This is a genomic window from Polynucleobacter rarus (assembly GCF_003072505.1).
GTDB lineage: Bacteria > Pseudomonadota > Gammaproteobacteria > Burkholderiales > Burkholderiaceae > Polynucleobacter > Polynucleobacter rarus.
Map to the genome: position 1 here is coordinate 518451 of NZ_NTGB01000001.1, position 26387 is coordinate 544837.

The 26387-nt window shown below is 41.4% G+C and carries 24 protein-coding genes; 11 read left to right on the forward strand and 13 right to left on the reverse strand.

Annotation, left to right across the window (positions count from 1 at the left end; genetic code table 11):
• Nucleotides 1–212 precede the first annotated feature (212 nt).
• The 4 genes from AOC35_RS02360 to AOC35_RS02375 are packed head-to-tail and all read right to left on the reverse strand — an operon-like array spanning nt 213 to nt 6583.
• On the reverse strand, nt 213–1055 hold the full coding sequence (locus tag AOC35_RS02360) for a DUF7281 domain-containing protein (RefSeq protein WP_108645595.1): 843 nt from the start codon (nt 1053–1055) through the stop codon (nt 213–215).
• Entirely contained in the window at nt 1040–2284 is a 1245-nt protein-coding gene (locus AOC35_RS02365; RefSeq protein WP_108645596.1) for a hypothetical protein, read from the reverse strand. The genes AOC35_RS02360 and AOC35_RS02365 overlap by 16 nt, the downstream gene beginning before the upstream one ends.
• The gene (locus AOC35_RS02370) at nt 2281–2901 is read right to left on the reverse strand and encodes a condensin complex protein MksE (protein WP_108645597.1); all 621 of its coding nucleotides are present in this window, start codon (nt 2899–2901) and stop codon (nt 2281–2283) included. The genes AOC35_RS02365 and AOC35_RS02370 overlap by 4 nt, the downstream gene beginning before the upstream one ends.
• Nucleotides 2894–6583 carry an ATP-binding protein gene (locus AOC35_RS02375; protein WP_108645598.1) on the reverse strand — a complete coding sequence of 1230 codons (3690 nt, stop codon included), beginning with the start codon at nt 6581–6583 and terminating at the stop codon, nt 2894–2896. The genes AOC35_RS02370 and AOC35_RS02375 overlap by 8 nt, the downstream gene beginning before the upstream one ends.
• Before the next feature lie 371 nt (nt 6584–6954).
• Here AOC35_RS02375 and AOC35_RS02380 point away from each other — a divergent pair, with 371 nt between their 5' ends.
• The 4 genes from AOC35_RS02380 (at nt 6955) to AOC35_RS02395 (ending at nt 10568) form a co-directional block, all read left to right on the forward strand.
• On the forward strand, nt 6955–7764 hold the full coding sequence (locus AOC35_RS02380) for a TIGR04255 family protein (protein ID WP_108645599.1): 810 nt from the start codon (nt 6955–6957) through the stop codon (nt 7762–7764).
• Nucleotides 7736–8434, forward strand: a complete 699-nt coding sequence (locus AOC35_RS02385; RefSeq protein ID WP_159077449.1) for a hypothetical protein — start codon at nt 7736–7738, stop codon at nt 8432–8434. The genes AOC35_RS02380 and AOC35_RS02385 overlap by 29 nt, the downstream gene beginning before the upstream one ends.
• A gap of 2 nt (nt 8435–8436) precedes the next feature.
• Nucleotides 8437–9267, forward strand: a complete 831-nt coding sequence (locus AOC35_RS02390; protein WP_211307463.1) for a hypothetical protein — start codon at nt 8437–8439, stop codon at nt 9265–9267.
• 461 nt (nt 9268–9728) lie between these two features.
• The gene (locus tag AOC35_RS02395) at nt 9729–10568 is read left to right on the forward strand and encodes an aldo/keto reductase (RefSeq protein ID WP_108645601.1); all 840 of its coding nucleotides are present in this window, start codon (nt 9729–9731) and stop codon (nt 10566–10568) included.
• 73 nt (nt 10569–10641) lie between these two features.
• On the opposite strand, the gene AOC35_RS02400 is transcribed toward AOC35_RS02395, so the two are convergent.
• From AOC35_RS02400 to AOC35_RS02410, 3 genes are all read right to left on the reverse strand, one after another.
• Nucleotides 10642–11637 carry a Bug family tripartite tricarboxylate transporter substrate binding protein gene (locus AOC35_RS02400; protein ID WP_108645602.1) on the reverse strand — a complete coding sequence of 332 codons (996 nt, stop codon included), beginning with the start codon at nt 11635–11637 and terminating at the stop codon, nt 10642–10644.
• Nucleotides 11638–11659: 22 nt separating this feature from the next.
• Entirely contained in the window at nt 11660–12757 is a 1098-nt protein-coding gene (locus AOC35_RS02405; protein ID WP_108645603.1) for an alpha/beta hydrolase family protein, read from the reverse strand.
• 284 nt (nt 12758–13041) lie between these two features.
• Entirely contained in the window at nt 13042–13698 is a 657-nt protein-coding gene (locus AOC35_RS02410; protein WP_108645604.1) for a ceramidase domain-containing protein, read from the reverse strand.
• A gap of 196 nt (nt 13699–13894) precedes the next feature.
• On the opposite strand from AOC35_RS02410, the gene AOC35_RS02415 reads away from it, so the two are divergent.
• The 7 genes from AOC35_RS02415 (at nt 13895) to AOC35_RS02440 (ending at nt 20763) form a co-directional block, all read left to right on the forward strand.
• Entirely contained in the window at nt 13895–14899 is a 1005-nt protein-coding gene (locus tag AOC35_RS02415; protein ID WP_108645605.1) for a tripartite tricarboxylate transporter substrate binding protein, read from the forward strand.
• A 74-nt stretch (nt 14900–14973) separates the two neighbouring features.
• The gene (locus tag AOC35_RS02420) at nt 14974–15390 is read left to right on the forward strand and encodes a cupin domain-containing protein (protein ID WP_108645606.1); all 417 of its coding nucleotides are present in this window, start codon (nt 14974–14976) and stop codon (nt 15388–15390) included.
• Between the two features lie 112 nt (nt 15391–15502).
• Nucleotides 15503–16606 carry an amidohydrolase family protein gene (locus AOC35_RS02425; protein ID WP_108645607.1) on the forward strand — a complete coding sequence of 368 codons (1104 nt, stop codon included), beginning with the start codon at nt 15503–15505 and terminating at the stop codon, nt 16604–16606.
• A gap of 196 nt (nt 16607–16802) precedes the next feature.
• On the forward strand, nt 16803–17036 hold the full coding sequence (locus AOC35_RS15700; protein WP_245898400.1) for a hypothetical protein: 234 nt from the start codon (nt 16803–16805) through the stop codon (nt 17034–17036).
• Nucleotides 16994–17743, forward strand: coding sequence for a Bug family tripartite tricarboxylate transporter substrate binding protein (locus AOC35_RS02430; protein WP_245898401.1), 750 nt, complete (start codon nt 16994–16996; stop codon nt 17741–17743). The genes AOC35_RS15700 and AOC35_RS02430 overlap by 43 nt, the downstream gene beginning before the upstream one ends.
• 693 nt (nt 17744–18436) lie before the next feature.
• Nucleotides 18437–19644, forward strand: a protein-coding gene (locus AOC35_RS02435) for an IS3 family transposase (RefSeq protein WP_425440619.1) whose coding sequence is annotated in 2 segments (ribosomal slippage) — nt 18437–18746 and nt 18746–19644 — 1209 coding nt in all. Because the reading frame shifts where the segments join, the coding sequence is not laid out codon by codon here.
• Between the two features lie 183 nt (nt 19645–19827).
• Nucleotides 19828–20763, forward strand: coding sequence for a tripartite tricarboxylate transporter substrate binding protein (locus tag AOC35_RS02440; protein ID WP_159077450.1), 936 nt, complete (start codon nt 19828–19830; stop codon nt 20761–20763).
• 34 nt (nt 20764–20797) lie between these two features.
• On the opposite strand, the gene AOC35_RS02445 is transcribed toward AOC35_RS02440, so the two are convergent.
• From AOC35_RS02445 to AOC35_RS02470, 6 genes are all read right to left on the reverse strand, one after another.
• Nucleotides 20798–21913, reverse strand: coding sequence for a mandelate racemase/muconate lactonizing enzyme family protein (locus AOC35_RS02445; RefSeq protein WP_108645610.1), 1116 nt, complete (start codon nt 21911–21913; stop codon nt 20798–20800).
• Nucleotides 21910–22890, reverse strand: a complete 981-nt coding sequence (locus AOC35_RS02450; RefSeq protein WP_108645611.1) for an alpha/beta hydrolase — start codon at nt 22888–22890, stop codon at nt 21910–21912. Before AOC35_RS02450 ends, AOC35_RS02445 begins: the two co-directional genes overlap by 4 nt.
• Before the next feature lie 118 nt (nt 22891–23008).
• The gene (locus tag AOC35_RS02455; RefSeq protein ID WP_108645612.1) at nt 23009–23971 is read right to left on the reverse strand and encodes a Bug family tripartite tricarboxylate transporter substrate binding protein; all 963 of its coding nucleotides are present in this window, start codon (nt 23969–23971) and stop codon (nt 23009–23011) included.
• A gap of 22 nt (nt 23972–23993) precedes the next feature.
• Nucleotides 23994–24515 (reverse strand): cupin domain-containing protein, encoded by a 522-nt coding sequence (locus AOC35_RS02460; RefSeq protein ID WP_084285167.1) that lies wholly within the window; start codon nt 24513–24515, stop codon nt 23994–23996.
• A 55-nt stretch (nt 24516–24570) separates the two neighbouring features.
• Nucleotides 24571–25152: a cupin domain-containing protein gene (locus AOC35_RS02465; RefSeq protein ID WP_084285170.1), complete on the reverse strand. Its 582-nt coding sequence runs from the start codon at nt 25150–25152 to the stop codon at nt 24571–24573.
• Between the two features lie 51 nt (nt 25153–25203).
• Nucleotides 25204–26160 (reverse strand): tripartite tricarboxylate transporter substrate binding protein, encoded by a 957-nt coding sequence (locus AOC35_RS02470; RefSeq protein ID WP_108645613.1) that lies wholly within the window; start codon nt 26158–26160, stop codon nt 25204–25206.
• Between the last annotated feature and the right edge of the window lie 227 nt (nt 26161–26387).

Below are 26387 nucleotides of genomic sequence, written 5' to 3' on the forward strand. Positions count from 1 at the left end.
AACTAATTAGATCTTGATAACTTAAGGTCAGATCATGGTTGCATCTTAATTTTTCATTATGTTGATTTATCAGAGTATTTATTGATATGTATTGATATATATAGCTAAACAATGATTTTTGCAAGATTAATTTTTTGTTGAGTGAATTTAGAAATTTCGACCATAAAGTAAAGCTATAAAATTTAAAGCTTCAATCTTCTCAATGAGATTCTCTAGGAAGTTCTTTTCATCAAAAAATACTCTTGCGGCAATGCTGTTCCATATTCTTGCAGTAACTTCCAATGCTTAACAATATCTGGATGTGTTGAATTATTCAGAATACTTTGAGACTGAATCAACTGACTACGATACCGTGAGTAATTCTTGACAGACTTCAATGCGGATACGAGCTCAAGAGTAGGAGGAACCATCAGCCCCTCAAAATGTGGCGTACTTTGCGCCAAAATGAGTCCAGAGGGATCAAGGTCAACAAATGCAAAGACTGGCAGCGCTAAAACATTCAACAAGGCGATGACGTAATCTTGGCGATATACAGGACTTCCTCTAAAGACTACCAAAGGATTTTTACCTGCTTGGGAAAGATCAAAAGTAACTTCATGGATTCTATCGAATGCTTCCCAGTTTTCTACTAGTAAGACAGATGTGTGATCGCAATTTCCTACTAACCATCGCCAATCGATATCAAGATTTGAGCTGATTGGTAAAGATATTTTCTCATCACCGAGCCACAATAAATTTCCAGGTAAGGCTTTTACAGCGACTCTACCTTGTCTGACCGATGCATTTGTCATTTTCTCATTATGACTAAACTCCAAACTATCAGTTCGACTTAATTCTTGCCACTGTCCAAGCTGGGTTGTTTCAACATCGATTCCTTCAGTCGCTAATAATTTGCGAATCGAATCACGATCATTATTCGAGAAAACGATGGAAGTCCCGACTCTTTGACCAATATTAAAATCTTCCATCAAACGAGTAAGTACGCCTGAAGCAGCATATCGATCCTTCTCACCATGATAAATTCGTAGCAAACTATTAATCAGGTTTTTTTCCATAGCGCCACATCCTTAATTACGATGTTTCCTGATCTAATATGCTCAGCAGGGGCTAAATCTCTTTTTACTTGAATGCCTTGCCAACGTCCCGATTTAAATTCCTTCCCTAACATCTCAATGGAGTGAATTGCGTAAAGTAACCAGGCATCATCTCCTAGGGTTGAAAACTTAGACTGCTTTCGTTTCCAGTCAATTGCTGAGAGCGGAACTTGTGAACTAGAGGCTGCTTGCAAATAGCGATGAAAAGCCAGTTGAACGGGTTTGGGCTGAAGGATTCGCACTCCGTTTACTTCACCATCATTGATTCGGCTACCAGCAGCTCTTTCTCGAACAATACTAATTTTGGCAGAAGGGATACTTTGGGCGATCTCAGCTAGCGCATCCCTCGATTGTGAAACAGATAAATCTGGATGTGTCTTGAGGCGAAGCCCCGCATACCGAGATGACCATGCGGGTAATGTTTGAATACTTTCTGAATCAGGAGTTTGATAGTCTGGGTTTTTCCGAAGAAAATGGGCAAATGCTCGAATTCGCCTTGCGTTCGGTTCAATTTGGCGTAAACGATACAAGAACGCCTTGAGTACTGACGTGATATCCATGTGCGTGGAGCGCCATCCAGCTAGTTTCACCAGAACTTGATGTTGATAGACTTCTAATAATGGCTTTAGTAGTGGCGACTCGGAGAGAGTGCCTAGTAAATTTTCTCCTTCAAGTAATGCAATGGTTTCACCAATTTTTTCAGCACGGTCAAGATAAAACTCATTTTGACGTTGCTTCTCAGCCATCGTACTGACATTGGCAAATTGGTTTTCTGTGATAGCCCGAAGACTAAGAAGTTCATCATGAATCAATGAGGCTAATTCGAAAACTCCAGCATCATATTCAGCTGCATAATCTTCTTGGTCTTCCAGTCGATTTTCATTACTAGCGGTCGTATATTCGATGATTAATTGGCGCAAGCGATTGGCTAAATCAACAAAATTAGCACCTACCGCGTAGCTCCGTTGTCTCTGAAAGACTTCGTCTAAATGACGACCCAAAGTAGGACTAATTCTAAAGTCTTGTTGGACATAGGGAATCAAGACACGATGTTGCATGAGTTGGCGAATCTTACGCTGATTCTCCTCATTTGACGCAATACCACTGTTACAGTAAGCTGCTGCAATCAAATGCTTATTCGCGTGCAATACCTCGAGGTAAGCCACGATCGTATCAACACTTTGACTCATAACAGTTCACCTTGAGTAGATGGTGGCTCATCTTCCATTCCCCCAATAGCATCATGCTCCATCAGAAATTCAATGACCTCTTGGATAAATTCAATCTTTCCAGTAATTTGGTAAATTTCACGTTCTGGATTTGAAAGCATTAAATAGCCTTTTTCACGAAAGACCCTGAGTACTTTTTCTAACCGGTTACGATCTGTTCCATCCCCTGAGACTTTCAGTTGAATCGCTAAAGTCTGTAAGTCACTGCGAAAACTGGGATTTGAATCAATGGCCGCCATTAACTTATTCACCTCTATTGGCGTGCCGACTATCAGTAAATTATCGTTTTGCATCACACGCATAACCATATCCAGAAAACTCACCAACGGTCGTAGTGACTGTTTAATCTCTGTAAACACTTCTTTGGCCGCTTTCCGATCTACTCCGCCGTCTACGTTATGAGCAATAAAAAAAGCACCACCTTGGCGGGTAACCGTTAATTGCAAGCCAATTCGGCCAACATAGGTATTGACCTCATGTTGATGAGCAGGGTCATTTAGATATGAAAACCCGGCATGATCGCTCACCTGGCAAATGAATTCTCCGGCTAATAATGATTGCACCACCTGATTAAACATGATTGGCTCCTGCGGAATCTCGATCTATCAATTCATCAATCGGTTCGTCAAAAGCAACTCGAACCTGCGCTAATTGTCGATCTGGTTCCACCGTAAATCGGTGCCGGAACAACTCCATCGTTTCAGGATCTGGGTCAGGAAAAGCACAAGCAAGGGTAATGTTATTTTGTTGAAGCAACTCGATTAACGCAACGACGTTACCATTGTCGAGGTCTTTGAGTTCATCCAGTGCCCAAATGATGTTGACGTTGGCATTACGACGAATTCGATTGATAAATGCTACAAAAATAGTGGCGAGTACTAAGTAAGAAAGACCATTAGAGGAAACTGCTTCAAGGTCAGACGCGCGTTTGAATATTCTGCGATTACCGTTTTCTGTCACTTCACCCTGAATACGGATCAGACCCTTGAGATCAGCTCGGATACCCGTTTTGACTTCCCAGTGTTCAAGTAATTGTTCTATCGTCTGAGCAAATTCAGGAGGTGGCAGATCGTTTGAACCACTACTACTCCAAGCACGATATGCCTCAGCCAACTCGCAAATGGCTGGCCAATACTTCAGCTCTTTAATACTGGAAACTACTTCAACACCAATCTTCGAAATAGATTCAAAGGCAAGGCTAGTATCTAGGTGATCCTGTAGTTCACGATTAAATTGATGAACCCGAAGATGAAATGCTTCCATCGATCGATGAAAAGCATTTACTTCTCCAGCAATCGATACGGCGTCCATTAATAAGAGACGCTGATGCTCTTGGTGCGACTTCGCGAACCATGCCTTAAAGGGTGAAATCCATTCCCTACTAGGGGTTGGTGATAAGTTCGCTAAGGTCGTTTGCATGTATTGCTCTGGGGGCGTGCCCTGATGCAGTCGAAAACCGGATGCTACTTCACTCATCAAAGTACGAATAGTATCGAGAAGACGATGAACCTCTTTGGTGTTCTGATTGGCCAGGCTTGATAGAGCGTCGAAAGTCCAAGACGGATCGTACTCAGGAACACCAACTTCAGGATAGCCCATCATGGTTTCTAAACGTTGATTTACTGATTTACGCTGTTCATAATAATTCGCTAGCTTTATCCCAAACTGTTTTAATCGGTCTTGCAAGCTTTGACTTCGTTTATGCCATTCAGTATTGAGATCACTCAATGCTTGGCTATATTTTTGATGCTCAGCTCGAAACTTCTGTGCTTCAGCTACCAAGCCGTCATATTTAGGCCACTCATGTTCTTGCCAATATTGCCACTGTTGTACTTCTTTGATAAAACCTTGGATTGCTACTAGCTCGGATTTGATCTGCGTGATTTCATCTTCAATACTTTTTAATTTTGCAGTATCAACACCTTGTTCGCGCAGGGCGGCATCACGCTCGCTATCATATTTTGAAAGATTCGTTTGAAGCTGCACTTCTTGGGCGTTGATTTCTGCCCTAATGACATTGATTTCGTCATCCCGCTTCTTCTTTAAGGCACGTTTTTGTTGATGATATTGTTCACGCAATAGCTTTGATTCTGATTGAACTGATTCATCAAATCGCACTAAATCTTGTTTAGCTTTGTTTAACGTTTGCTCTGCATTGACTAACAGCTCATTTGCCAGAGTAAGAACCTGATCTTTACTGTTCTTAACTTGTCTTTTAGCCTCGTCTACTTCGGCCTGTGCAGACTGTACTTGAGCATTCGCTTTTTGGATGGATATCTCATGCTTTTTACGATTATTCTCTATTGCTTCACGGCTTTCAGATATTTTTTGAAGTAGCAAGCGAGCTTTTTCTAACTCTGCTTGAGCTTGTTTGAAACGTGTTTCTGCCACAACGACTTCTTGTTCTGCCTCACTAATATTTGCAGCGGGGAGGGCATCAAGTCTTTCTAGATCAAGCGATAAGCCAAACAGAGTATTGTTGGATTCCATCATTCCCGGTTCTAGGTCAGACCGCTCTAATACATCAGCCCGAATTACCTTGGCGATATCAGACGCCCAATGGGGATTCTCTAACCTGAGAAAATGTAATAAGCTTCCCTCTAGAGGGGTGAGCTGATTTCTTTTTTCAGCAAGTTCTCTTTCCGCATCGACCACTTGTCGATTACACAAGGACACGATACCTTCTTGTTTTTGAAAATCCTGTAATGCTTTTTGATAAGCATCTTCATACTCTCGTCGTTGATTTTCTACCCGTACCTTTTCTGCTCTCTTGGATTCAAGAGCACTTTGCTTGTGTTCAAGAAGCTCCAGTGATTTGACATCGGGCTGAGGATGCTCCACAGCATGCAGACAACGGCCATACTCACGAATCGCAGTTTGAACAAGCTCATCCAGTTCTTTACGCTTGATTACTACTTCATCCTTAACTCGTAAATCATTATTTTCAAAAGCCTCTTCAAGTTGATGTAGTTCTAGTTCGAAAGCCTCGACGTGATGTTGACGGTTTGTAAATTGCTGATCTTTGAATTGATTGAAGCTGTCTTTAACCGTTTGTTTCAGACTCTCAAAACGTGCAGCAATTTCTGACTGAGCTCCTAGTAATGTGTCTTTCCGTATTTGAGTTTGGGATAATTCGTCTCGTAAACTTTGAGCATTGCGAACTCTTGTTGCAAGTGCTTGAATATTCTTCTTTTCGTAGGCGTCAAAAGCTCGTTTTAATTCTTGTGCTTTACCCTCAGCATATTCTGTATTCTGCTGAGACTTTAATTGCTCGCCACTAATTGCATCAGATTTAATCTGAAACTGCTTTTTCTCTTCTTCAGCCAATGTTTCTAGTTGGGCTTTTTCACTGGTTTGCTGATGAATTTGCAGATCTAGATGGTTGATTAAACTTCGAAATTTAGCGCAGATTTCACCGAGTGCATATTCGGTCGCATTCAACTGAGTCTCAGCCTCTTCCGCCGTTAGCATCTTTGGAGCAAGCGCCATGACTGACATGTAAGCTTTATAACCTTTGGGCCAGTCCTCAATTTTACGGCGGTCGCCAGAAATAGCGTGTGATGCTAGATCATCCGATACGCAGTCGATAACCATGCTTTGTAGATCATCAAAATTAGTTTTACGTCGAAACATACCGCTGACAATTTTTTCGATTTGTCGTAACGGTTGTTTGGAGGTCGTGAACGAATACTCTTGCGTCAACTCCCGCAAATACTTGAGATGGTTTCTATCAGTCGAATTGCTTGGGATGCCCTGGATGATGTTTCGATATTCCGTTTGCGTCTCTATTTGACGCTCAGAGCATTGGAATTGAAGATTTTTAAGATGTCTATAAAAGTCAGAAACTTTTACGAATTCTCCATTCTCTTGCAGGAATTGGTTGATGTCATAGCCATGTCGAATGAATCGGTACAAGACTCGCTCACCATGCTTATCAGGGTAAGCAACGACCATGCGTTTATGACCACCTTGGCGTTGATATTCAAAGCCAAGGTAGGAAGTGGTGCGAGGTAAGTAATAGCCAACAAAGCTTTCACGTCCTGCCTCAGCGATGACGATCTTATTGGGGCTTTCACCATAAAACAGCAGTAATAGTTGCAAAAGAGATGTTTTGCCTCGGCCATTACGACCTGTCAGAACAGTGCCACCATCAAGTGGTAATTCAATGATTCTGCCCGGACTCAGTGAATCGATTAGAACTAGTCGAAGTAATTTGAAACCTTCTTGCTCTAGACTTTTCTGTTCATTAATATTCAGCAAAAAGACTCCCTGTTAATAGAGTTGATAGTTCTTAAGACTCTGCTTGGGATTTCTAATGAAATTCTATTTTTTAATAATTTCATGTTGTTTTATGCAAATAAAGTATTGGTTGATTTTATTCTATTCAGACAAAGTAACTATAAATAAATGGATATTAGTAATGAAACGTTATATCCATTAATGATTTCATGTCAGAAGCCTCAATTTTTAATAAGAAGTAAAAAGTAACTTTAAATCAGTAGCTTATGAATCTTCTGCGAGGTTCAATATGTGAGGTTATGTAAATTAGCAACTGATTGCGTCTGTCTTGTGGTAAGATTAATCTCACTTACTTCACTACATACTTCACAAAAATAAAGTTCTTTTCTGATATGTCAGCCACCCTTCCACATACTGAAATGAGCCCTCTTCACGGGCCTATTCCCGCCCAAGTTCCGTTGAGCAAGGCTCCGCTGGTTCGGGTAATCGCTCAAATTAAGTTCTCTGAAGTTCTTGGAGTTGAGAGCCCGGAGTTAGTTGCAGATTTTCAAGACGCCATTAGTCATTCATACGCATCATTGATAAGGGAAAGCGGATTTAATTCTCAGATGCCTGGAATTGGGATGCATCTGTCGCCTCCTATGACGCACTGGCGATTTTCTGATCATCCAGTAGATTGGCAGTGGAGGGTCACACTGACTTCTCAGTTTATTACGTTGGAGTCAACTCAATATACAAGCCGTGATGACTTCATTGAACGGTTACAAGTAATTCTTGAGGCCGTTGAGGAGCACATCAAACCAGCAATGATGATTAGGCTTGGTATTCGATATATAAATCGAATACTCGGAAAAGAACTGCAAGATCTGTCATTACTTGTGCGACCTGAGATAGCGGGTGTAGTTGGAACATCTATGGCTAATTCGATATATCTCTCATTATCGGAAACAGTATTTGATCTTGAAGGAAAGAAAATGACTGCCCGTTGGGGAATGGTTCCTTCTGGCGTAACAGTTGATCCATCAACGACACTACCAATTGATGAGCCAAGTTTTTTGATTGATCTTGATGTTTTCGAAGAGATCCCAAGCGGATTTCAATCTGGTGAGATCACAATAAAGGCGAAGTTATTTGCGGAAAGAAGCTACGCATTTTTCAGATGGGCTGTAACTGATGAATTCCTCCTTCGATTTGGTGCCTAGAATGAACATGGTCGAGAATTTCCATAGCCCTTCGGTAAGGTCAAGCAATACAGCATATCCAACTTCATTGAGCAGACAACCAGTCGTGGGTTTTATTTTTGTCTCATTAATAAGTGCTGCTGTATCCCCTGGTTCTTCTGCGGGGATTATTGTTGATCCTGCGGCTTTTCGATTTGCGGAGTCAAAAACAGACGCAGGACTTGCAGAAAGTCGTAATACTAAAAAGCATCTTCATTCCTTGGCTGTATTACGTCAGTTAACTGGACTGACTTGGGATCAAATAGGAAAACTTTTTGGAGTGTCTCGTCGCGCGGTACATTTTTGGGCAAACGGTAAAACAATGACCGCACCTCATCACGAACATTTAGAGCGATCACTTTCTTCCATGAAAGCTGCTGATAAGGGAAACGCGCCTGCTAATCGGCAATCATTGTTTGTGACAGATAAGAATGGAGTTGCGCCCTTTGATCTTCTGGTGCAAAAGCACTATGTTGAGTTCGTGACTGCGATGGGAACATGGAAGCCTCAAAAATCAACGCCCATTCGACTAGCCACTATTGTATCTAAAGAGCGTCTCCCAATCGAACCCACTATCTTGGTAGATGCTATCGAAGAACCAGTGCAAAGCATTGATGCTACTGCAAGAAGAGTCCGCGTTCATAGGATTTAATCTTGTCAATAATTACTTGTTCAGAGGATACGATCAAACGTATCGACACAACTCTTGCAAACTGTAAGCAAGGAGATTGTTACTTGGGTGATCGAGAATTCATCACCCTAGCACGTGTAATGATTGATGATGTTGAGGAAGATGATTGGGTTGCTTCTAAAGTAGCGGGCTTTGTAATATTAACGCAGACTTGTGACCTTGTGCGAACCTGTGCCCTGCGTCCCTTCGTTGAACTGGCACCGCTAATTCAAGTAAAACAAGAAATCTTGGAAGATGTTATTGGGTGGCGAAGGCCTGGTTATGCTTTTATACCTGGGGTCGCCGATAAAAAACTCGTTGCTGATCTTGATAGAGTAATGACTGTGCAGAAGGTAGTTATCGCAGACTGGGATCGAATCAGAGGATTACAGTCTGATGACGAAGTCAGAGCTTTTCAAAGAGTACTGGCTCGGAAAAGACAACGTTTTGCGTTTCCAGATGAATTTACTGAATTTGTAAAGCCACTTCAAAAAAGGATTAAAGAAAAGCATGGCAAGGAATCGTCCGAGGGGGAAGCACTAAGAGCTTTAGCGGAAATCAGGGTAGCAGCAGCACCATCTTGGAATTCTGATCATGTGGATCTAACTTTCTATTTTGTTCGGCAGGAAGGTTCGCCTGAAAAATTTATCGGGCATACTTGGGCGAAGTGGTGCGATGATTGGATGAAAAGACTACCCATCTGTAAGCATTTTACAAATCCCGAGGGGCTGATTGTTGACTATCACTCAATGAGCGCAGCTGAATATTTACAAAGTGACGCCCTCGATTTAGAGCGCCTTTCATCTAGTGAGTAAAAGTAGCCATTTTGTTCAGAAACTATTATGATTTTATTACTAATGCATTAGTAATATGCAAGTTGCTTTAGTACTATCGCGCCTTGTCTCAGTAGAAAAAGGTAGAGCCTTAGTGAGTCGAGAGCTAAAACCATACTTCCCTGTATCTAACGTTCATCTCCTGATGTAGTGCCCCCAATTAAGTAGACAATCCTTTAGGAGAAAATTCTATTTGACGTCATGCATCAGTAACTTGTTCTTAATTAAAACGGGATTTTTTCATCGCAATTTTCTCCATAATTAGGGGAGTCAAAAGCAACATTACTCTAGTTTTGAAACATAGTACTTTTTTGGGAGGGGGTCATTGATCCAATGATAAGATATAAATACTCTCTTTGAACGTGGTACTAAATTGAAATCATTTCATTCAAGAGTCCTGATTAACGATGGTCATAGAATAATTAAATACAAAAGGAGCACACATGAATAACCCAACCTCTGTACCTGTCATTACCTCCCAAGGATGTAGTATTCCTCAAATTGGCTTTGGAACTTCTCAATTAGGAGACTGTGCCGAACTCGTTTGCCATGCCTTAAAATTAGGTTATCGGCATATTGATACTGCCTGGAAATACGGCTCAGAAAAAGGCGTCGGCGAAGGGATCCGTGCATCGGGTGTGCCACGTAGCGAAATCTTCTTAGTCACAAAAGTCTCCCACGAATACCTCTCTAAAGATGCTTTTGCTAAATCAGTAGATGAGAGTTTAAAAAATCTTCAAGTCGACTATGTTGATATGCTGCACGTCCACTGGCCAACTGTTGACAATATTCCAATGGCTGAAACCATGACTGCCTTAGCCCTAGCCAAGCAACAAGGCTTAACGCGTCATATTGGTGTAGCCAACTTTAATATTGCCCTCCTAGAGCAGGCGATGTCGCTTTGCCCTGAACCGATTGTCTCTTTACAAGCCGAGTATCATCCCTACCTCGATCAGAGTAAATTATTAGCGTATTGTCAAAGCAAAGGCTTAAGTTTTACGGCGTATTGCCCACTCGCGCGTGGTCGTTTATTTGATGATCCAGTCCTGACAGAGATGGCAAAAAACAAAGATAAATCCATCGCCCAAATTGTGCTGCGGTGGCTCACTCAACAAGGCAATATTATTCCTATTCCAAGATCATCGAATCTTGAGCGGATTGCGCAAAACTTAGATATCTTTAATTTCACGCTAAGCCCTTCTGAGATGGCCCAAATCCACGCACTCGCCAAACCCGATGGCAGAATAGCAAACCCAGCTGGCAGAGCACCGCTTTGGGACTAACTCACGCTTTGGAACTAACTCATATCCAATCAGATAACTGTTAAACGTAGCAGTTATCTGATCAGACTTTTACCTACTCAGATTTAATGCCTGCTGCTTTAATCACGACTGCATTCGCAGTGAGTTCATCTTTAATTAATTGATCAAATTGCTCAGGAGTCATGGGTAATGCTTCAGCTCCGAGACTCACTAAGCGCTCTTTGACTTCGTTGTCTTGTAGCGCTTTTAAAGTGGATTGATTTAATTTATTCACAATATCGCGTGGAGTTTTTGAAGACACCAACATGCCGATCCAAAATAAATATTCTGATTTAGCAACACCCGCTTCAGCTAGGGTAGGGACATCCGGTAATTGGGACGAACGCTTCGGTGTGCTCACTGCTAATGGAATTAATTTACCCGCTTTAATCATTGGTAAGGCTGAGACTAAGGGCGCAAAAAAGTAATCGATCCGTCCCGTCATCGTCTCCGTAATGGCCTCAGGAGAACCCTTGTAGGGCACATGCACCGCGTCAATGCCAGTGGCTAATTTAAATTTTTCTGCGCTCATATGCGTAGCACTACCTAAGCCAGCCGATGCATAATTGAGTTGTCCTGGCATATTTTTAGCCGCTGCTACGACATCCTTGACCGATTTATAGCCTTTATTGGGTGATACAACCATCACGTTGGGGACGACGGCAAGAGGTACCACAGCAGAAAAATCTTTGACTGGGTCGTAACTCACCTTATTGAGCAGAGGCAACACAGTATGCGCTCCCGTATACACAAAGACAGAGTGCCCATCTGCCGGAGAATTTAAGATGGTCTGAATCGCCAGCGTCCCAGCAGCTCCGGGCTTGTTCTCGACGATCACAGAAACGCCAAATTCATTTTGCAATTTTTCTGCAATAGACCGAGCAATAATATCTGAGGCACTACCGGCAGTTGCCCCCGAAATTAGTTTGATGGGTTTACTCGGGAAGGCTTGGGCAAAACCATTTAAATGGGTGAGTCCAAGACCAATACTAAACAGCAAAACAGTAGTTAAATGGATTGCTTTATTTCTCATCAATTGCCATTGAGTCATATTTTTTCCTATTGAAAGATGATTAAATGCGTGGCAAACCTAATTGCTCGGCCATCCAATCTGCTGTGCGATGTCGATAGCGGTAAGGGCGGTTATTGGCAATATGGTTACCATCTTCCACAATTAATAATTCGGTGGGACCAGAAGCCTCATCTGCCATACGCTTGGTATCCTGCCAAGGAATTAAGCGATCTAACTTACCCGTCACTAAAAATAAGGGGCAAGTAATTTGTTGAGCAATACCATTTTTCATGGTCAGCGTGCGGCTATATTCTTTCGCTTGCGCCTCGGTCGCCAAATGACTTCTCACCCGAAATGCCTCTTTAGTAACGGGTGGTAATTGGTCCCAAGTATCAAAAAAATCATAAGGCCCAGCAAGACCAATACAGGCTTTTAAGCGTTTTTCAAAAGCAGCTGCGCGAGGAGCGTAGTAACCACCTAAGCTCACACCCCATAAACCAATCCGGGTATGATCAATATCATTTCTCTGAATCAACCAGTCTACGATTGCTTTTACTGGCACCTCATAATCCCCACGAATTGGGAAATCATATTCCGCTTCACCTTGGCCTGGACCATCCACCAGTAAAGTGGCCATGCCGCGTGCCAAAAAGGGCAGCTCATACGCTTCTAGCTCTTCTTTGGCTGAGTCTAGGCCTGGGACCATAATCAGTACGGGTGGTTTTTGATTAGTACCTGCGGCACCGTGAGCCACATGAGGCAAGCGTAAGAAACCAGCCAAGGTTTTCCCCATATAAGGAATTTCAACGCGTATCGCTGGAGGGCGCATATAGGGCAAAGCTAATTGTTTGCATTCAACCGCCTTCATGTGCGCTACGCGCATCACATCGATATCATTTACAGATACGAATTTGGCAAAATGATAGTACACCGCCGCGCGGGATAAATGCTCACTAGCACTCAAGAAATATTGTTGATCTAGGGCTTCTTTGCCGAGATTTTCGTGGACGAGCGCTCTTTGACTCCAAGCACTAGTCCAATCCTCCCAGCGATCAATGCCCTGCGTCACTTCTTGAAAATCGGTTAGTAAAATACCATTCGACACAAAGCGTGGCCCCCAATGGGCAATAGCTGACTCAACACGTGGATCTTTACTCATTTAACTTCTGTCTCCTTAGTTATTCATATTCTTATATATATTCTTATACATATTCTTATGCACTTTCATGCAATCCTCGCAAAGTGCTCGCGAGAAATTGATGCTGGTATTTTTATATTTATAGTATCTATCATATCCAAAAAACACGGCTAAGTAATCATTTTTTGATATCCCCCCGACCTTTGGGTGAAGAGGATGTCAAATAGGTCGTAGTAGAGAACCTTCAGATTCCTTTGGAACCCTTTATAACTTGTAGAACCTCTAGAACCTGTAAAGCCTAAGTCCTAAGATTTAGCGTCTCGTTTCAAGCACAGACCATAACTACTCAGGTATAAAGTGAGTCCATTTAATAAATGCCATAACCAGTGTGAACCGTGTGAAACACTAGTGAGATCGCATAAGGGCGTATCAACTTGACGACTTAGAAGAGAGAATGGAAAAACGATGACCGCTAGCCATAAAAACCGAGCTGCCGGTCTATTTGAATATTGGGTAACCACTGCATACACAATCAGGGCTAACCAAGCACCGAGATACATGCCTGGTGGTAACCATGGGGCAGAAGGCTTTAATAGATTCATCAGCAGTTGAGCCAAAACAACCATGATGATGAACAGTAGAGTTGATCCCAATTGAATGAGGATTGATTTTCTGAACCACTGCTTGGGAATCAGAAAGACAAAAGTGACCAAATAGATCGCGATGACTAAAACATCAATCAGGCCTGTTAAGCGATTCGCGAAGGTATGAAAGCTAAAACTTCCTAAGCCGATGAGGATGACCAGAGTCGCAATCAGCTTAGAACGAGGAGATCTTAAGCGCCATAGTAAAAACCCTGCCACGATGAAGGATAGATTACTGATGGCATTCAGAGGCTCAGCCCAAAAACTCGGATCTAAGCGCTCACAATACATATCGACTGAATCGAACCAATTAGTCATAATTTATTTCGGTTTTCATTCTAAAAACTTAGGTTTATTTTAGGGTGAGCTTATTGTGAGTTTAGTGTGATTTTAGGGCAATCTTAGAGCAATCTTAGGGTAAATGGGGATCTCTTATTTTTTCTTTAGTTTTATAGTATGAAGTAGAAACATTAAAGCTATCAACAATAAATCTAAGACTTTTTTGAGGGACATCATGTTCAAGATCAATCGGTTTAAAGAGGTATCGATTTTTGCACTCGGTTTTGTTTTCAGTTTATTGCATCAAAGTAGTTTTGCACAGGATAAATTTCCATCCAAACCAATCAATCTGATTGTGCCATTTGCGCCAGGTGGTAGTAATGATTTGGTGGCTCGAATGTTATCCGGCCCTCTTTCTCTTGAATTAAATCAACCGGTTGTTGTGATTAATAAGACAGGTGCTGGTGGTGCAATTGGTACGGCAGAGGTTGCCAACGGCAATCCAGATGGTTATAACTTAGTACTTTTAAATAGTGCGAATATTACTTACCCAGAAGCGGAGAGACTAGCTGCTAGAAAACCGCTTTATGAGTTAAATCAAATTGAGCCCCTAGCACTTTTATCGAATGATCCTATTTTCATCATCATTAGGTCCGATTTGCCTTATAAAAATATGGGCGAGTTTTTTAAAGCGGCTCAACTAAAACCTGGTTTTTTTGATTACTCCTCTTCAGGTAATTTAGGCCCTATTCATATTCAATATGAACTGCTTGGCAGTGCTTTGAAAACCTCCTTTACGCAGATTCAGTACAAAGGAGTAGGTCCCAGCGTCTTAGCACTACTGAGTGGCGAAGTGCATACGACGGCTGTCAATCCCGCAACCCTATCAGCTCAACTCAGTAGTGGCAAAATTCGCGTGTTGGGGGTAACCGGCGATCAAAGACACCCCTTAGTGCCAGATGCGCCCACTTTTAAAGAATTAGGTATTTTAGATTCTAGTTACCGCTTATGGACGGGCATTTATACGACTGCTAGCACCCCTCCCGAAGTATTAAAAAAGTTAAACCTCGCAATCGCAAAGGCTGTGAAAACGCCCCGGTTTGTCAATGGTATGAAGCAGGCAAATCTGATACTAGACTTTAAAGAATCAACGGATTTTAAAAATTTTGTAGACGAAGATGCCAAAAAGGTCATCAAAGTTTTTGGTAAGTTAATCGTACCAGAGCCGAATAAAAATTAAATCTTGAGACAGCATATTGATCAAAAATATGACTTTATCAATCATCAAAAAAATAGAAAAAAGGAGATTGTTTTATGGACACAAATACAAATGACAAATTAGAAGCCAGAACACCAGGCGCTAAAAGGGCTAATCCAGGAGAGTTTTTCTTTGATTTCAATCAAGTGAATCAAATTATGGGCGGACCAGACTATTCACCGGTGTTTGGTGGTTGTGTTGAAGGAGACCGAATGATAGTTGCGGTCATGAGGGCCCCGGCTGGCAAATCTGCTGACTTACATAGCCATCCGAATGAGCAGTGGATCTACATTTTAGAAGGCCATCTAGAGTTCGTCATTGAGGATCAGAAAAAGCAGGTTGGACCTGGAGAGTTAGTTTATATACCAGCCGAGAAACTGCATAAAGCAGGTGCTACACCTGAGGCAGATTGTGTATTTTTTACCTGCAAAGATTCTTCTAGCGGTTTGCATGGTAAGAAGTTTATCGCCTAACAAAATAATAAAAAGTTCAAATAGTTGGTTTTAAAGCATCAAAATGACTTTTCGTTTTGATGCTGGCATGATTAAAAATATTAAAAAAAATAAATAGATAGGAGACGAAACAATGAGTCATTATTTTCATGGCATGAATAAAAGTGCCAAAGCTTTGGGTGGGTTGATCTTTTGTGGTTGCTGCATCAAGTCAATTGTTCCAGAGGGCGGGGGTAGTACTAAGCCTTACAGAAGACCTCCCGTGGTGATTAATGGTCGGGTAGCGAAGACTGTTGATGTGCACACGCATTGTTTGTTTCAAGAATCGATCGATTTAATGGGCGAAAACGGTAAAGGAATTATTCCCCCAACAAAAGGTGCGCAGGAGCATTTTATTGAAATAGCTGACCGCCTCAAAGATATGGATGCGATGGGCATTGATATGGAAATCTTAAGTATCAATCCCTTTTGGTATAAATCAGATAGAGAGTTGGCACAAAAGATTTGTGAAGTAAATAATCAGAAATTAGCAGAATTATGTGCCATGGCACCTACTCGATTTGGTGCTTTTGCTTCCCTAGCCATGCAGTTCCCTGATTTAGCGGTAGTGCAGTTAGAAGAAGCCATGACAAAGTATGGATTACAAGGTGCAGCCATTGGTGGCAGCGTTTTAGGAGATGACTTTTGTCATCCTAAATATCATCCCGTATTAGCGAAGGCTGAAGAACTAGGTGCGACTTTATTTATTCATCCGCAAAGTACTCCCCAACTTGAATCACGTTTTAAAGGCAATGGTTGGTTAGCGAACACGATTGGCAATCCTCTCGATACGACGATAGCACTAGAAAAACTCATTTATGAGGGAATCTTTGATCAGTTTCCTAAACTGAAAGTTCTAGCTGCACATGGTGGGGGATTCTTAGGTTCCTATGCGCCTAGAATGAATCGTAGTTGTTATATTTCTCCTTCCAACTGTAATCCTGAGATTCAGTTGAAGAAATTGCCAACCGAATATTTAAAACAAATTTACTTTGATACTCTGGTATTTACGGGAGAGGCGCTAAGACATCTAGCGGCTGAGGTAGGGCCTAGTCAGTTAATGATTGGTACTGATTGGCCAATTCCTTGGGAGGAAGATCCAGTTGGGCACATCATGAACACACCAGAGCTCAGCGATGATGATCGATACAATATGTTGGGAGCTAACGCGATCAAGTTATTGAATTTAAAAATTTAAACAGTGAAAAATATTTAACTTTCAAAAATATTTAACTTTCTATTTGCGCATCTTTTGTCACATCTCACCAGCCTAAACTGGCAAAGTGATTGAAGATTTTGCTTCATGAAGGTGAGATTACTTTTAGTTATTCAATTTAGTTACGCAATATTGATAAAGGTTTACTGTGTTTAAATTATTTTCAACTTTAGTCATCTTGCTGGCTTCGCAAATGGTTACGCAAATGACCTTTGCCGCCTATCCAGAGCGATCGATTCGCTTGGTCGTGCCCTTTGCTACTGGTGGAACCTCAGAAATTATTGCGAGGTCTGTGGCGAATAGTCTGACCACCAGTCTTGGGCAATCGTTTATGTCGAAAACAAACCAGGTGGAGCAGGTAATATCGCCATGGAAGAGGTTAAGCGTGCCAAACCAGATGGTTACACCCTGATGCTGGGTCACGTTGGCACATTGGCGGTTAATCCTGCCTTATTTGGGAGTAAATTACCCTATGATCCCAATGCAGACTTTGCCCCCGTTACTTTGATAGCAAAAGTACCCAACATCATTACTATCAGTGAAAAAAGCCAATACAAGACCCTTGCTGATTTAGTGGCTGATGCGAAAAAGAATCCTGGCAAGATTAATTACGGCTCAGCTGGCAACGGTAGTGCAGGGCACTTGGCCATGGAGTACTTCTCCTCCGAAGCTGGGATTGATTTAGTGCATGTGCCCTATAAAGGTTCTGGCCCCATGTTGACGGATCTGATTGGCGACCAAATTCAAGCAACCTTTAATGGCCTACCATCACTGATTGGACAATTCAAAGGCAAGGCGCTGCGCCCCTTAGCAACTGGTTCTGCTGAAAGGTCAAAAATGCTGAGTAATGTTCCGACAATATCGGAGTTAGGTTACAAGGGCTTTGAAACTTCGCAGTGGTACGGAATCATTGTTCCTGCGGGAACGCCACCAGCGATTATTGAGCGGCTACAGAAAGATATTGCCAAAGGCTTGAACTCTAAAGAAGAATCGAAGAGGATGTTGGAATACGGTGCTGTTTTAATTGGTGATACACCGACCCAATTTAGCGCCTTTATTAAATCTGAGCAAGCTCGCTGGGCTAAGGTTGTAGAAAAAGCAAAGATTTCTCTTGATTAGATGAATTGCCTTTGATATGGAATAGAATTTAGGTACAGATATCTTTATGGATACAAGCGTCTGACTCTGTATCGAAGGTTGGTTGTATCCATACCCGCTATGGTTTGGAAGTGATTACATTGGGTTGATCATCGGTGACAATCTACTAGTGCTTAATGGTGCAGTAATCACGAATCCTGGCGCAAGAGCGAAGACTTATAAATCAATCAGTGGTTTTAAGAAACCTTTAAGTTAAGGCAGACCAAGGATAGAATCTGGATGAGACATATGTATTACCTTAATTAAAAACGTTTCTCCAAAAAACTAGCTTAATAAATACTGTGTACCCAGTTTATGATGAAGTGCCAACTAAACCCAATAGGGTACATATTCTGCAAACTTATTCCCCCCAGTTTCATTTTTTCCCTGTCTGATTTCTAATGTGATTGTAAGTAACTGATTTATAGGTAAAATATCATAATTTCTTTTTTCTGGTGTGATAAGATTTATTAAATAAATCTGTTCAAAAAAAGATTATTGTTTCTGAAGTGCCTTAGAGTGGCATGATTCTATAGTACTGTTTTTTTGATTTTTATTCGTTAATTTCACGGGTTAAAATTAAGGGTGTAATAGCCCCTATTTCAACCGAACATAGTTTTTAAAGTAAACGACTAGGCGTAAGCCTAGTCATATGACTATGTTTAAGGAAAGAAAATGGAAACAATTCATGTTGTAACGGAAGTCCAGCGAAGAAGGCGTTTTTCAGTAGAACAAAAGATTCGTTGTGTGCAAGAAACCAACCAACCAGGCATTTCAGTCTCGCATATTGCACGAAAGTATGGTATTTCTCCTAGTCTGTTATTTCTTTGGAGAAATCGTATGGCTGAAGGCGGAAAAAAAGCGATTGCGGTAGATGATGAGGTAGTAGCTGCTGCTGAAGTGAAGGAACTGAAGCAGCGTATTCGTGAATTAGAAAGAGTCTTGGGTAAAAAAACCTTAGAGAATGAGATATTGAAGGATGCCGTAGACTTGGCTCGCCAAAAAAAACTGATCTCGCAGTTGCCCTCGTTGCCCGAGGACGACACTCTATGAAAATGATTGCAGAAACGCTTGGTATCTCGAGATCGCATTTAAGTCAACGGATGAAAGAGACTCCTAAAGCGCGCAGTAACTATCGAATGACGAGCGATGCGGAGGTATTGCCTCAAATCCGTACTTTAGTCGATCAAAGGCCAACCTATGGTTATCGTCGGATTGGCGCTTTACTCAACCGCCTCCGTAAAAGTTCAGGATTACCCGTTTTGAATCATAAAAAAGTCTATCGACTCATGAAGCAAAACAATCTGTTATTAACCAGACACACGGGTAAGCCGATACCAGAGAGAATCCACGAAGGGAAAGTAATTACCTTACGATCCAACTCGCGTTGGTGTTCGGATGGCTTTGAGATTCGTTGTTGGAACCAAGAAGTGGTTCGGGTTACATTTGTATTGGATACCTGTGATCGAGAAGTCATTGCATGGGAAGCAACGAAAGGTGGTTTTACGGGTGAAACCATCAGAAACTTGATGTTGATGAGTGTAGAACAGCGTTTTGGTCGATATCAAACCCCACATCCGGTGCAGTGGTTAACGGATAACGGCTCTGCTTACACTGCCAAAGAAACGATGGAGTTTGGTAAACAACTAGGTTTAATCCTGTGTTTTACGCCCGTTAGAAGCCCTCAATCGAATGGTATGGCAGAAGCATTTGTTAAAACCTTTAAACGGGATTATGCTTATATTAATGATCGTCCGGATGCAACAACAGTGATTGGATGTCTCAATGACTGGTTTAATGATTACAATGAAAATCATCCTCACAAAGGATTAAAACTGAAATCTCCGAGAGAATTTATTCGGGAAGTAGCAGCGGCACTATGATCGGTTTTATAGGGGCAACTACAATGTTTTTCTCTTATTTGTAAAAAGTAATGACGTAAATTAATGATGTATTTTGAAGAAGTTTTTCAATGGAGTAGTCCCAATAGTATATATAGCTGATTTCATTTAACTCAACATTTGCGAAGGATACTCATGGTTAGGTTCTGTTTATTTTTAGTAATAATGATTTTTCATTACCACTTTGCTGATGCTCAAGCGCAAGTGAATTCTTATCCGAATAGACCGATAACCATCATGATCCCAATGGGCACTGGCGGGACTTCCGATTCTTTAGGACGCACCATTTCTCCTCTTTTAAGTGAAAAGTTAGGACAACCAGTCATTGTTGAAAACCGTGCAGGTGCTAACGGACTGATTGGGGAAGAATATTTTTCAAAAGTTAAACCAGATGGATATACCATCATGTTAGGTTCAGGCTCGGCGTCGATGAATCTTTGGCTTCATTCCTTAAGTTATGATCCCCGCAAATCTTTTGTGCCTGTGACCATGATGACCACATTACCAATGGCTTTGATTGTGAATAATAAATTGGGTGTTCAATCCATGAAAGAATTTATTGACTATGCAAAAAAGGCTCCAGTACCGATTAATTATGGACATTGGGGAGAGGGAAGTGTGGCTCAACTCGCTGCAGAGGCGTTAAAAACAGAGGCTGGAATTGACATGAATGGTATTCCTTATAAAGCTTCGCCACAGGTTCTTAATGATACGATTGGTGGGCAAGTTGAAGTTTCTTTTGTGGGTACGATGGCGGCTGCACAACACATCAATGGTGGAAAAATACAAGTTTTAGGCGTTACCCCGCCAACCAGAACCATGGTGCTCCCCAATACTCCGACGATGACTGAGTTGGGTTATCCTAAAGTTGAAACTGAAGCATGGTTTGGATTTTTTGTACCACAAGGGACGCCAGAAAATATTAAAAATATGCTGAGTAAAGCTTTGATTAATATTGTTCAGCAAAGTGATATCAAAGCGAAGTTAGAATCTCAAGGATTTCGAGTGGTGGGTAACACCCCTGACCAATTCAGTAAATTCTATCTAAGTGATATCGAAAAGAACGGTCGAGCGATCAAATCAATGTCACTTAATAAGTAGAAGTTAGGCGAGATAACTTACTCTAGATAACTAACTAAAATAGTTTGGCTTCATCAACTTTGGTGGATCGCAAAAGTTCCTCATTGACCTCCACTCCAATCCCATGACCGGTAGGTATGGTTGCGGTCCCTGCGGCAAATAAAGGCGGATTTAAAGTATATTCATCTTGTAAGTAAAGATTCGTCAAGCTAATGCCCCAGGAAATTTCAGGTAAGACTGCCGCTATTTGCAACAAAGCCGATGTCGCAATATTAGTTTCAGCGACTTTGCACGCTAAGTTGATTTTAAAGCCAGCTTGATGAGCGCTTGAACATGCTTGAAAGAGCCGGCTCACTCCGCCCAGTTTGATCGCTTTGAAGCTGCCCCCATGAACTAATTTATCCGCGATAAAATGCTCTAGTTTTTCAATATTGCTCAGTGATTCATCAACCCCAATTGGAATCTCTGAAGCACTTGAAAGACTACGCCATTGATCGTCATTTTTGGGATTGATTGGTTGCTCAAAAAAAGCCAAGCCATGATTAGAAACTAACTGAAGATAGCTTAGAGCGTCTTTTAGTTGATAGCCTCGATTGGCATCTGCTGAGACTTGAGCATCTTTCGGTAAGGCATTCAGAACTTCAATCGTTCTTTTCGCATCCGTTTCTGGGGATTCCATCCCCGCTTTAACTTTAAAACAGCGCCAACCCTCTTGATATTTTTCTAAAGCTTGCTCCGCATCCTTGATGCCACCTTGTCCGGCAATCATCCATAGAGCTGGAATATGAGAGCGTTGTTTTTTGCCAAGTAATTCATGCAGAGGCACTTTTTTCTGGCGAGCTAAGGCATCCATAAAAGCCATTTCAATAGCGGATTTTGCCGCATTATTGCCAATAATGCCTTTGTCTAGTTGGTTTAGAAAACTCTCTACATCTAAAAAGTCTTGCCCAACAATTTTTGGAATGAGATGCCTGGCAGTACCAAGCATACTTGCTGGGGTTTCACCGGTCATGTTCGGTGCTGAAGCAGCCTCTCCCCAGCCCACAAAGCCGTCGTCACTTTCTATCCGAATAAATAAATTATCTGAAGTTTCAATTAATGATCCTGCCATTTTTAAAGGTATGCCAAGCTTGAGACGACCGATAAAACTCTCAACTGTTTTAATTTTCATGAATAAACTCCTTTTGCCATTTGTTGCATTGCTTGACTAGACTGTTTGATGATGTCATAGACACTATCGACTTGATTACAAAAACGCAGAAATCCGTGCGGATAACCTTCAAGGACAATGACTTGGTGCACTATATGGTGACGCTTGAGTTTTTCTGCAAAATTTAAGGTGTCATCTAATAAAGGATCTAAGTTTCCGACTATTAACCACATCGGCGGAAGAGATGATTCATTCGATAGTAGGGGTGAAGTTTGGGGAAGATCTATTTGTTCCATCTTCTCTAGGTATTGATGCCAATACCAATTCATGGCTGTGGTCGATAAGCCATATCGACCATCGCCGATTCGGTTCCAGGAGTCTGCTTTGATATCGCCACTAAAAACCCCATAATAAAGGATCATGCCGATAATTCGTGATCGGATTGAATCTGTTAAATAATCTTGATAAGTCGCTAAGGCCAAGTTTGCACCTGCAGAATCGCCAATGAAAATAAACTTGATGCTATCTTGAGTAAGTCCAAATTGTTCTTGGAAAACCCTGGTTAAATATTGCAGGGCCTCAGCAATTTGTTGATTCTGAAATGGGAATTTCTTACCAGGTGCGAGAGTATAGCCAATCGATGCAACCGGTAACTGACTACTCTTACAAAAAGCTCTTGCTATGCCGTCATGCGTTTGTTCATTACCAAATGTCCAACCGCCACCGTGTAAATAGACGGCGAATGTGGATGATTCATAGGGGGCTTCCGGCAGGTAGAGTCTGATATTGATCGACTCATCCTCAAAATTCATGGTTAAGGTTTGTACTGTTGAAACTTGGAATGGCGCTGCATTCAGATAGGCATATTGTTTTTCTAATTCTGCGCGAGCATAAGAAAGATCTGCAGTCGTTACGTCCACCGCACCAAGACCTATTTCTTTCATTTTTTGCATGACGCTTAATAATTTCGGATTAAGTGGTGTCTCAGGATATTTCATGATGGTGATGATAGGTGAATACCTATTCCTTTAGGATGATTAACGATTATTAATAGATACTGCGTAAGAAATTTCAGATGAGATCATTTATTTTGGAGCCATTGGGTTAGTGATTTGCTTAGTTATCCATCTTAATATTATTTTCTATGATCAACTGCTCATATTTTTTTAACTCTTTTTTGAAGAGTATGGAAAACTGTTCACTAGAACCACCTTCGATTCTGACGCCGCGACTATCCGCTAGAGATTTGATGACTGGATTCTTCAGAGCAATATTTGCTTCTGCATTGAGCTTTTTAACAATTTCACTCGGCGTGTTAGCAGGAAGGAAGAGGCCTTGCCAGCCATCTGAATCATAACCTGGATAGTATTTTGCAATGGTAGGTACATTCGGAAATAACTCAGAAGGCTTGGATCCGCCGATCGCTAAGGCTTTAATTTTGCCGCTTTGAAAGAGCGATAAGGTAGAGGTGGTGGTGTCAAAGGCAATATCAATTTCTCCAGCCATGAGTGCAGTTAATAGTTGCGGTGATCCGCGGTACTGAATATGTTGCATTTGAATACCAGCAGTTTTTTCAAGCATCGCCATACTCAGATGAGGACCAGACCCACTTCCATATGATCCATAGTTAATTTTCCCAGAGTTTTTAGATGCGTAATCGACTAATTCAGTTAAATTATTGGCCGTAAATTTAGGGTTTGCTACTAAAACATAAGAAACTGAAATAGTTTGGATTAAAGGGATTAAATCCTTCTCCGAATTAAAAGGTAATTTTTGAACAAATGGGTTAATGGTGATCTGTGAAGCACTATTTAAAATCGTATAACCATCTGGCAATGACCTGACCACTGATTCGGCAGCAACAGTCCCTGCAGCTCCCACTTTGTTTTCAACCACAATTGCCTGACCCATGGAGTCTTGTAATTGTTTTGCAATGGCTCTGCCAAAAAGATCCGTGGCAGCTCCTGGCGGATAGCCGATGATCATTTTGATCGGTTTCGACGGATAGTTTTGTGCGAAGACCAAGGAATGAGGAGATAGAAAAAGAAGGCTGATGACTAAAAATTTAACTAGATGCATTATTTCAATCTCCTCAATTCGCTTATTTGTCTTTTAAAAATCCGTCATTACCAAATGTGAGTCCTGTTTCATCGGCCATTTTAAGAACATCAGGATGCCAAGTGATTTTGCCAACTTCAGCATCGGTTCCACCCACGATGGAATAGACGACTAAATTAAAGTCATTTGGATTTTTAAAACCTCTCATCAAGCCGACTGGTACGGAGAAGCAATCCCATTGGTTGAGTTCCACCTGATGCTCGGCATTATCTCCCCAAAACACGATCATTTTTCCGTTCAGAGGAAAGAAAACTTCCTCTGTAAGATGTGAGTGCAGGTTAGCGCCTTGACCAGGCATAATCTCAATCAGGCTCACACCAAAACGATGATCTCCTTGAATAGCGGGTTCAACACCTTTATTTTCTAAAACGCCACGATTAATGATCTTATATAAGTTTTTCTGAAAACCCGGAATACGACTTTCAATAAAAGACTCACCGTACGGGGCAACTTTTCCCCAGCGGGCAATGCGCGTTTTTTCAATTTCTTCTTCTGAATAGGACATCTTTGTCTCCTGTCTTTTAAATGTGTTTCTTGATAGTTTTATGACCTCTATTGGATCAGTTACTTTCGCCAAAAGTGATACCAATATTTTTAAAGTTTTTAATGACTTCTGGTCCCCAGCGTGATTCCACTTCAGTTGCAATTCTCGGATCGAAAGCCACGTCGCCAAAAGTATCTTCCACCTTACCTTGAACTAAGACTAGTAATTTCGCATTAGGAACTTGGGAAACATTTTTAAAGCGTCTATAGACACCAGGTGGCACTGAGCATAAATCAAATGGTTCAAGAACAACGCTATGTTCCCCATTGTTACCCCAAACGATTTCATATTGACCAGTGAGGCACATGAAGGTTTCTACAGTTCTCTGGTGGTTGTGAAGTGCCGGACCATTGCCTGGAGGGCATTCAGCAATCGCCACCTCGAGTCCTGGCACGCCAATTACACCCGGCTTTGCAGCCTTACGTGTATTACCCTCTGGCGCCATGATTGAGTAGACGCTATGCGCAGCGATCATTTCATAGGCCTCGCCAGGAATACCTGTATTTTCTACTTTAAAGCTTTTCTTGCTGGGGGATAAGTCATTAAACCGAGCAACATATTGCTCCATTTCTGATGGGGAAATTTCTAAACCTTTCATACTGTCTCCTTTTATTTTTTAAAAAATTTTTATACAACGCAAATGAATACTTTAATCAACTTTACCTATTTTCTTGAGTGTTTCACCTATTCTAGTAGCATCCAATTTCCAAAACTTATCAAACTCAGGGGCATCCATATAAGTTACCGGAATACTTAAGTTCTCCATTGATTTTAAATAATCTGGGTTAGTTGAAACTACTCTTACTGCATTGCGCAAAGTTTGTATCACGTCCTCTGGCGCATTATTAGAGATAAAAAGTCCTCCCCAATTAGGGTATTCAACATTTACACCAATTTCTTTTAAGGTGGGTACATTCGGTATCAGATTATTTCGTTGACTCGACCAGCTTCCTAAAATTCGAACCGTGCCAGCTTTTTGATGAGTGAGCGCATTATTGAGTGCCAAAATAGAGATATCTAAATGACCACCAAGCAGTGCAGTCAGAGCAGGGCCTGCTCCTGTATAAGGGATATGTTGCAATTTAATTTCAGCAGCATTAGCAAACATTTCCATTGCTAAATGAATCGGACCGTAAACACCTGATGAACCATAGGTGATTTTTGAAGGCTTCGCTTTTGCTTCTTTGATTACGTCATTCATATTCATGAATGGAGAATTAGTTTTGACCACTAAGACAAGGGGCTCCGATGAGATTAAAGCGATAGGAGCTAATTGTTTCAATTCATACAAAGGTTTTTTATCGAACAGTTTATCTGCTTCAGGAGAGGCAGAAATTGTCGAAAGGTTAAATAGTATGGTGTATCCATCAGGTTTAGCTGCCAGGGCAACGGCGGTTCCTGGAGCACCACCTCCACCACCTCGGTTAGAGATAATAATGGGTTGGTTTAATTGCCTACCTAGATGATCTGCTAATGGTCGGGCAATCGTGTCGGCGGAACCTCCTGGGGCAAATGGAACCACCATATTAATGGGTCGATTAGGATAGCCTTGACTAGATGCCGAGGAAGTAAATATGAAAACGATAAAAGCAAAAAAATAGCGCATAAGATGTTTAGTTAAACCTCGTTGAATAAAATTTATACAACATACAAAAAAGCATCCTTAATCATTATTCGCCTACGACTCTTCCCTGCTGAATGATTGAAGAAGGGGGGTAATTGCTGAGCTTATAAACGACTAGTAACTATTATAAAAGTTACAAAGAATACTGTTGTTGAAAGAACTTTAAACAGGTTGAGCCTCCCCCAGAAATTACTTTTTAGATTGAATTA

Bases quoted from the DNA above. Each gene is read 5' to 3' on its own strand.
- AOC35_RS02360 (WP_108645595.1), bottom strand. From the start codon at position 1,055: ATGGAAAAAAACCTGATTAATAGTTTGCTACGAATTTATCATGGTGAG.
- AOC35_RS02380 (WP_108645599.1), top strand. From the start codon at position 6,955: ATGTCAGCCACCCTTCCACATACTGAAATGAGCCCTCTTCACGGGCCT.
- AOC35_RS02460 (WP_084285167.1), bottom strand. From the start codon at position 24,515: ATGTCCTATTCAGAAGAAGAAATTGAAAAAACGCGCATTGCCCGCTGG.
- AOC35_RS02395 (WP_108645601.1), top strand. From the start codon at position 9,729: ATGAATAACCCAACCTCTGTACCTGTCATTACCTCCCAAGGATGTAGT.
- AOC35_RS02370 (WP_108645597.1), bottom strand. From the start codon at position 2,901: ATGTTTAATCAGGTGGTGCAATCATTATTAGCCGGAGAATTCATTTGC.
- AOC35_RS02385 (WP_159077449.1), top strand. From the start codon at position 7,736: ATGAATTCCTCCTTCGATTTGGTGCCTAGAATGAACATGGTCGAGAAT.
- AOC35_RS02420 (WP_108645606.1), top strand. From the start codon at position 14,974: ATGGACACAAATACAAATGACAAATTAGAAGCCAGAACACCAGGCGCT.
- AOC35_RS02470 (WP_108645613.1), bottom strand. From the start codon at position 26,160: ATGCGCTATTTTTTTGCTTTTATCGTTTTCATATTTACTTCCTCGGCA.
- AOC35_RS02410 (WP_108645604.1), bottom strand. From the start codon at position 13,698: ATGACTAATTGGTTCGATTCAGTCGATATGTATTGTGAGCGCTTAGAT.
- AOC35_RS02430 (WP_245898401.1), top strand. From the start codon at position 16,994: ATGGAAGAGGTTAAGCGTGCCAAACCAGATGGTTACACCCTGATGCTG.
- AOC35_RS02450 (WP_108645611.1), bottom strand. From the start codon at position 22,890: ATGAAATATCCTGAGACACCACTTAATCCGAAATTATTAAGCGTCATG.
- AOC35_RS02425 (WP_108645607.1), top strand. From the start codon at position 15,503: ATGAGTCATTATTTTCATGGCATGAATAAAAGTGCCAAAGCTTTGGGT.
- AOC35_RS02365 (WP_108645596.1), bottom strand. From the start codon at position 2,284: ATGAGTCAAAGTGTTGATACGATCGTGGCTTACCTCGAGGTATTGCAC.
- AOC35_RS02445 (WP_108645610.1), bottom strand. From the start codon at position 21,913: ATGAAAATTAAAACAGTTGAGAGTTTTATCGGTCGTCTCAAGCTTGGC.
- AOC35_RS02415 (WP_108645605.1), top strand. From the start codon at position 13,895: ATGTTCAAGATCAATCGGTTTAAAGAGGTATCGATTTTTGCACTCGGT.
- AOC35_RS02465 (WP_084285170.1), bottom strand. From the start codon at position 25,152: ATGAAAGGTTTAGAAATTTCCCCATCAGAAATGGAGCAATATGTTGCT.
- AOC35_RS02405 (WP_108645603.1), bottom strand. From the start codon at position 12,757: ATGAGTAAAGATCCACGTGTTGAGTCAGCTATTGCCCATTGGGGGCCA.
- AOC35_RS02440 (WP_159077450.1), top strand. From the start codon at position 19,828: ATGATTTTTCATTACCACTTTGCTGATGCTCAAGCGCAAGTGAATTCT.
- AOC35_RS02455 (WP_108645612.1), bottom strand. From the start codon at position 23,971: ATGCATCTAGTTAAATTTTTAGTCATCAGCCTTCTTTTTCTATCTCCT.
- AOC35_RS02400 (WP_108645602.1), bottom strand. From the start codon at position 11,637: ATGACTCAATGGCAATTGATGAGAAATAAAGCAATCCATTTAACTACT.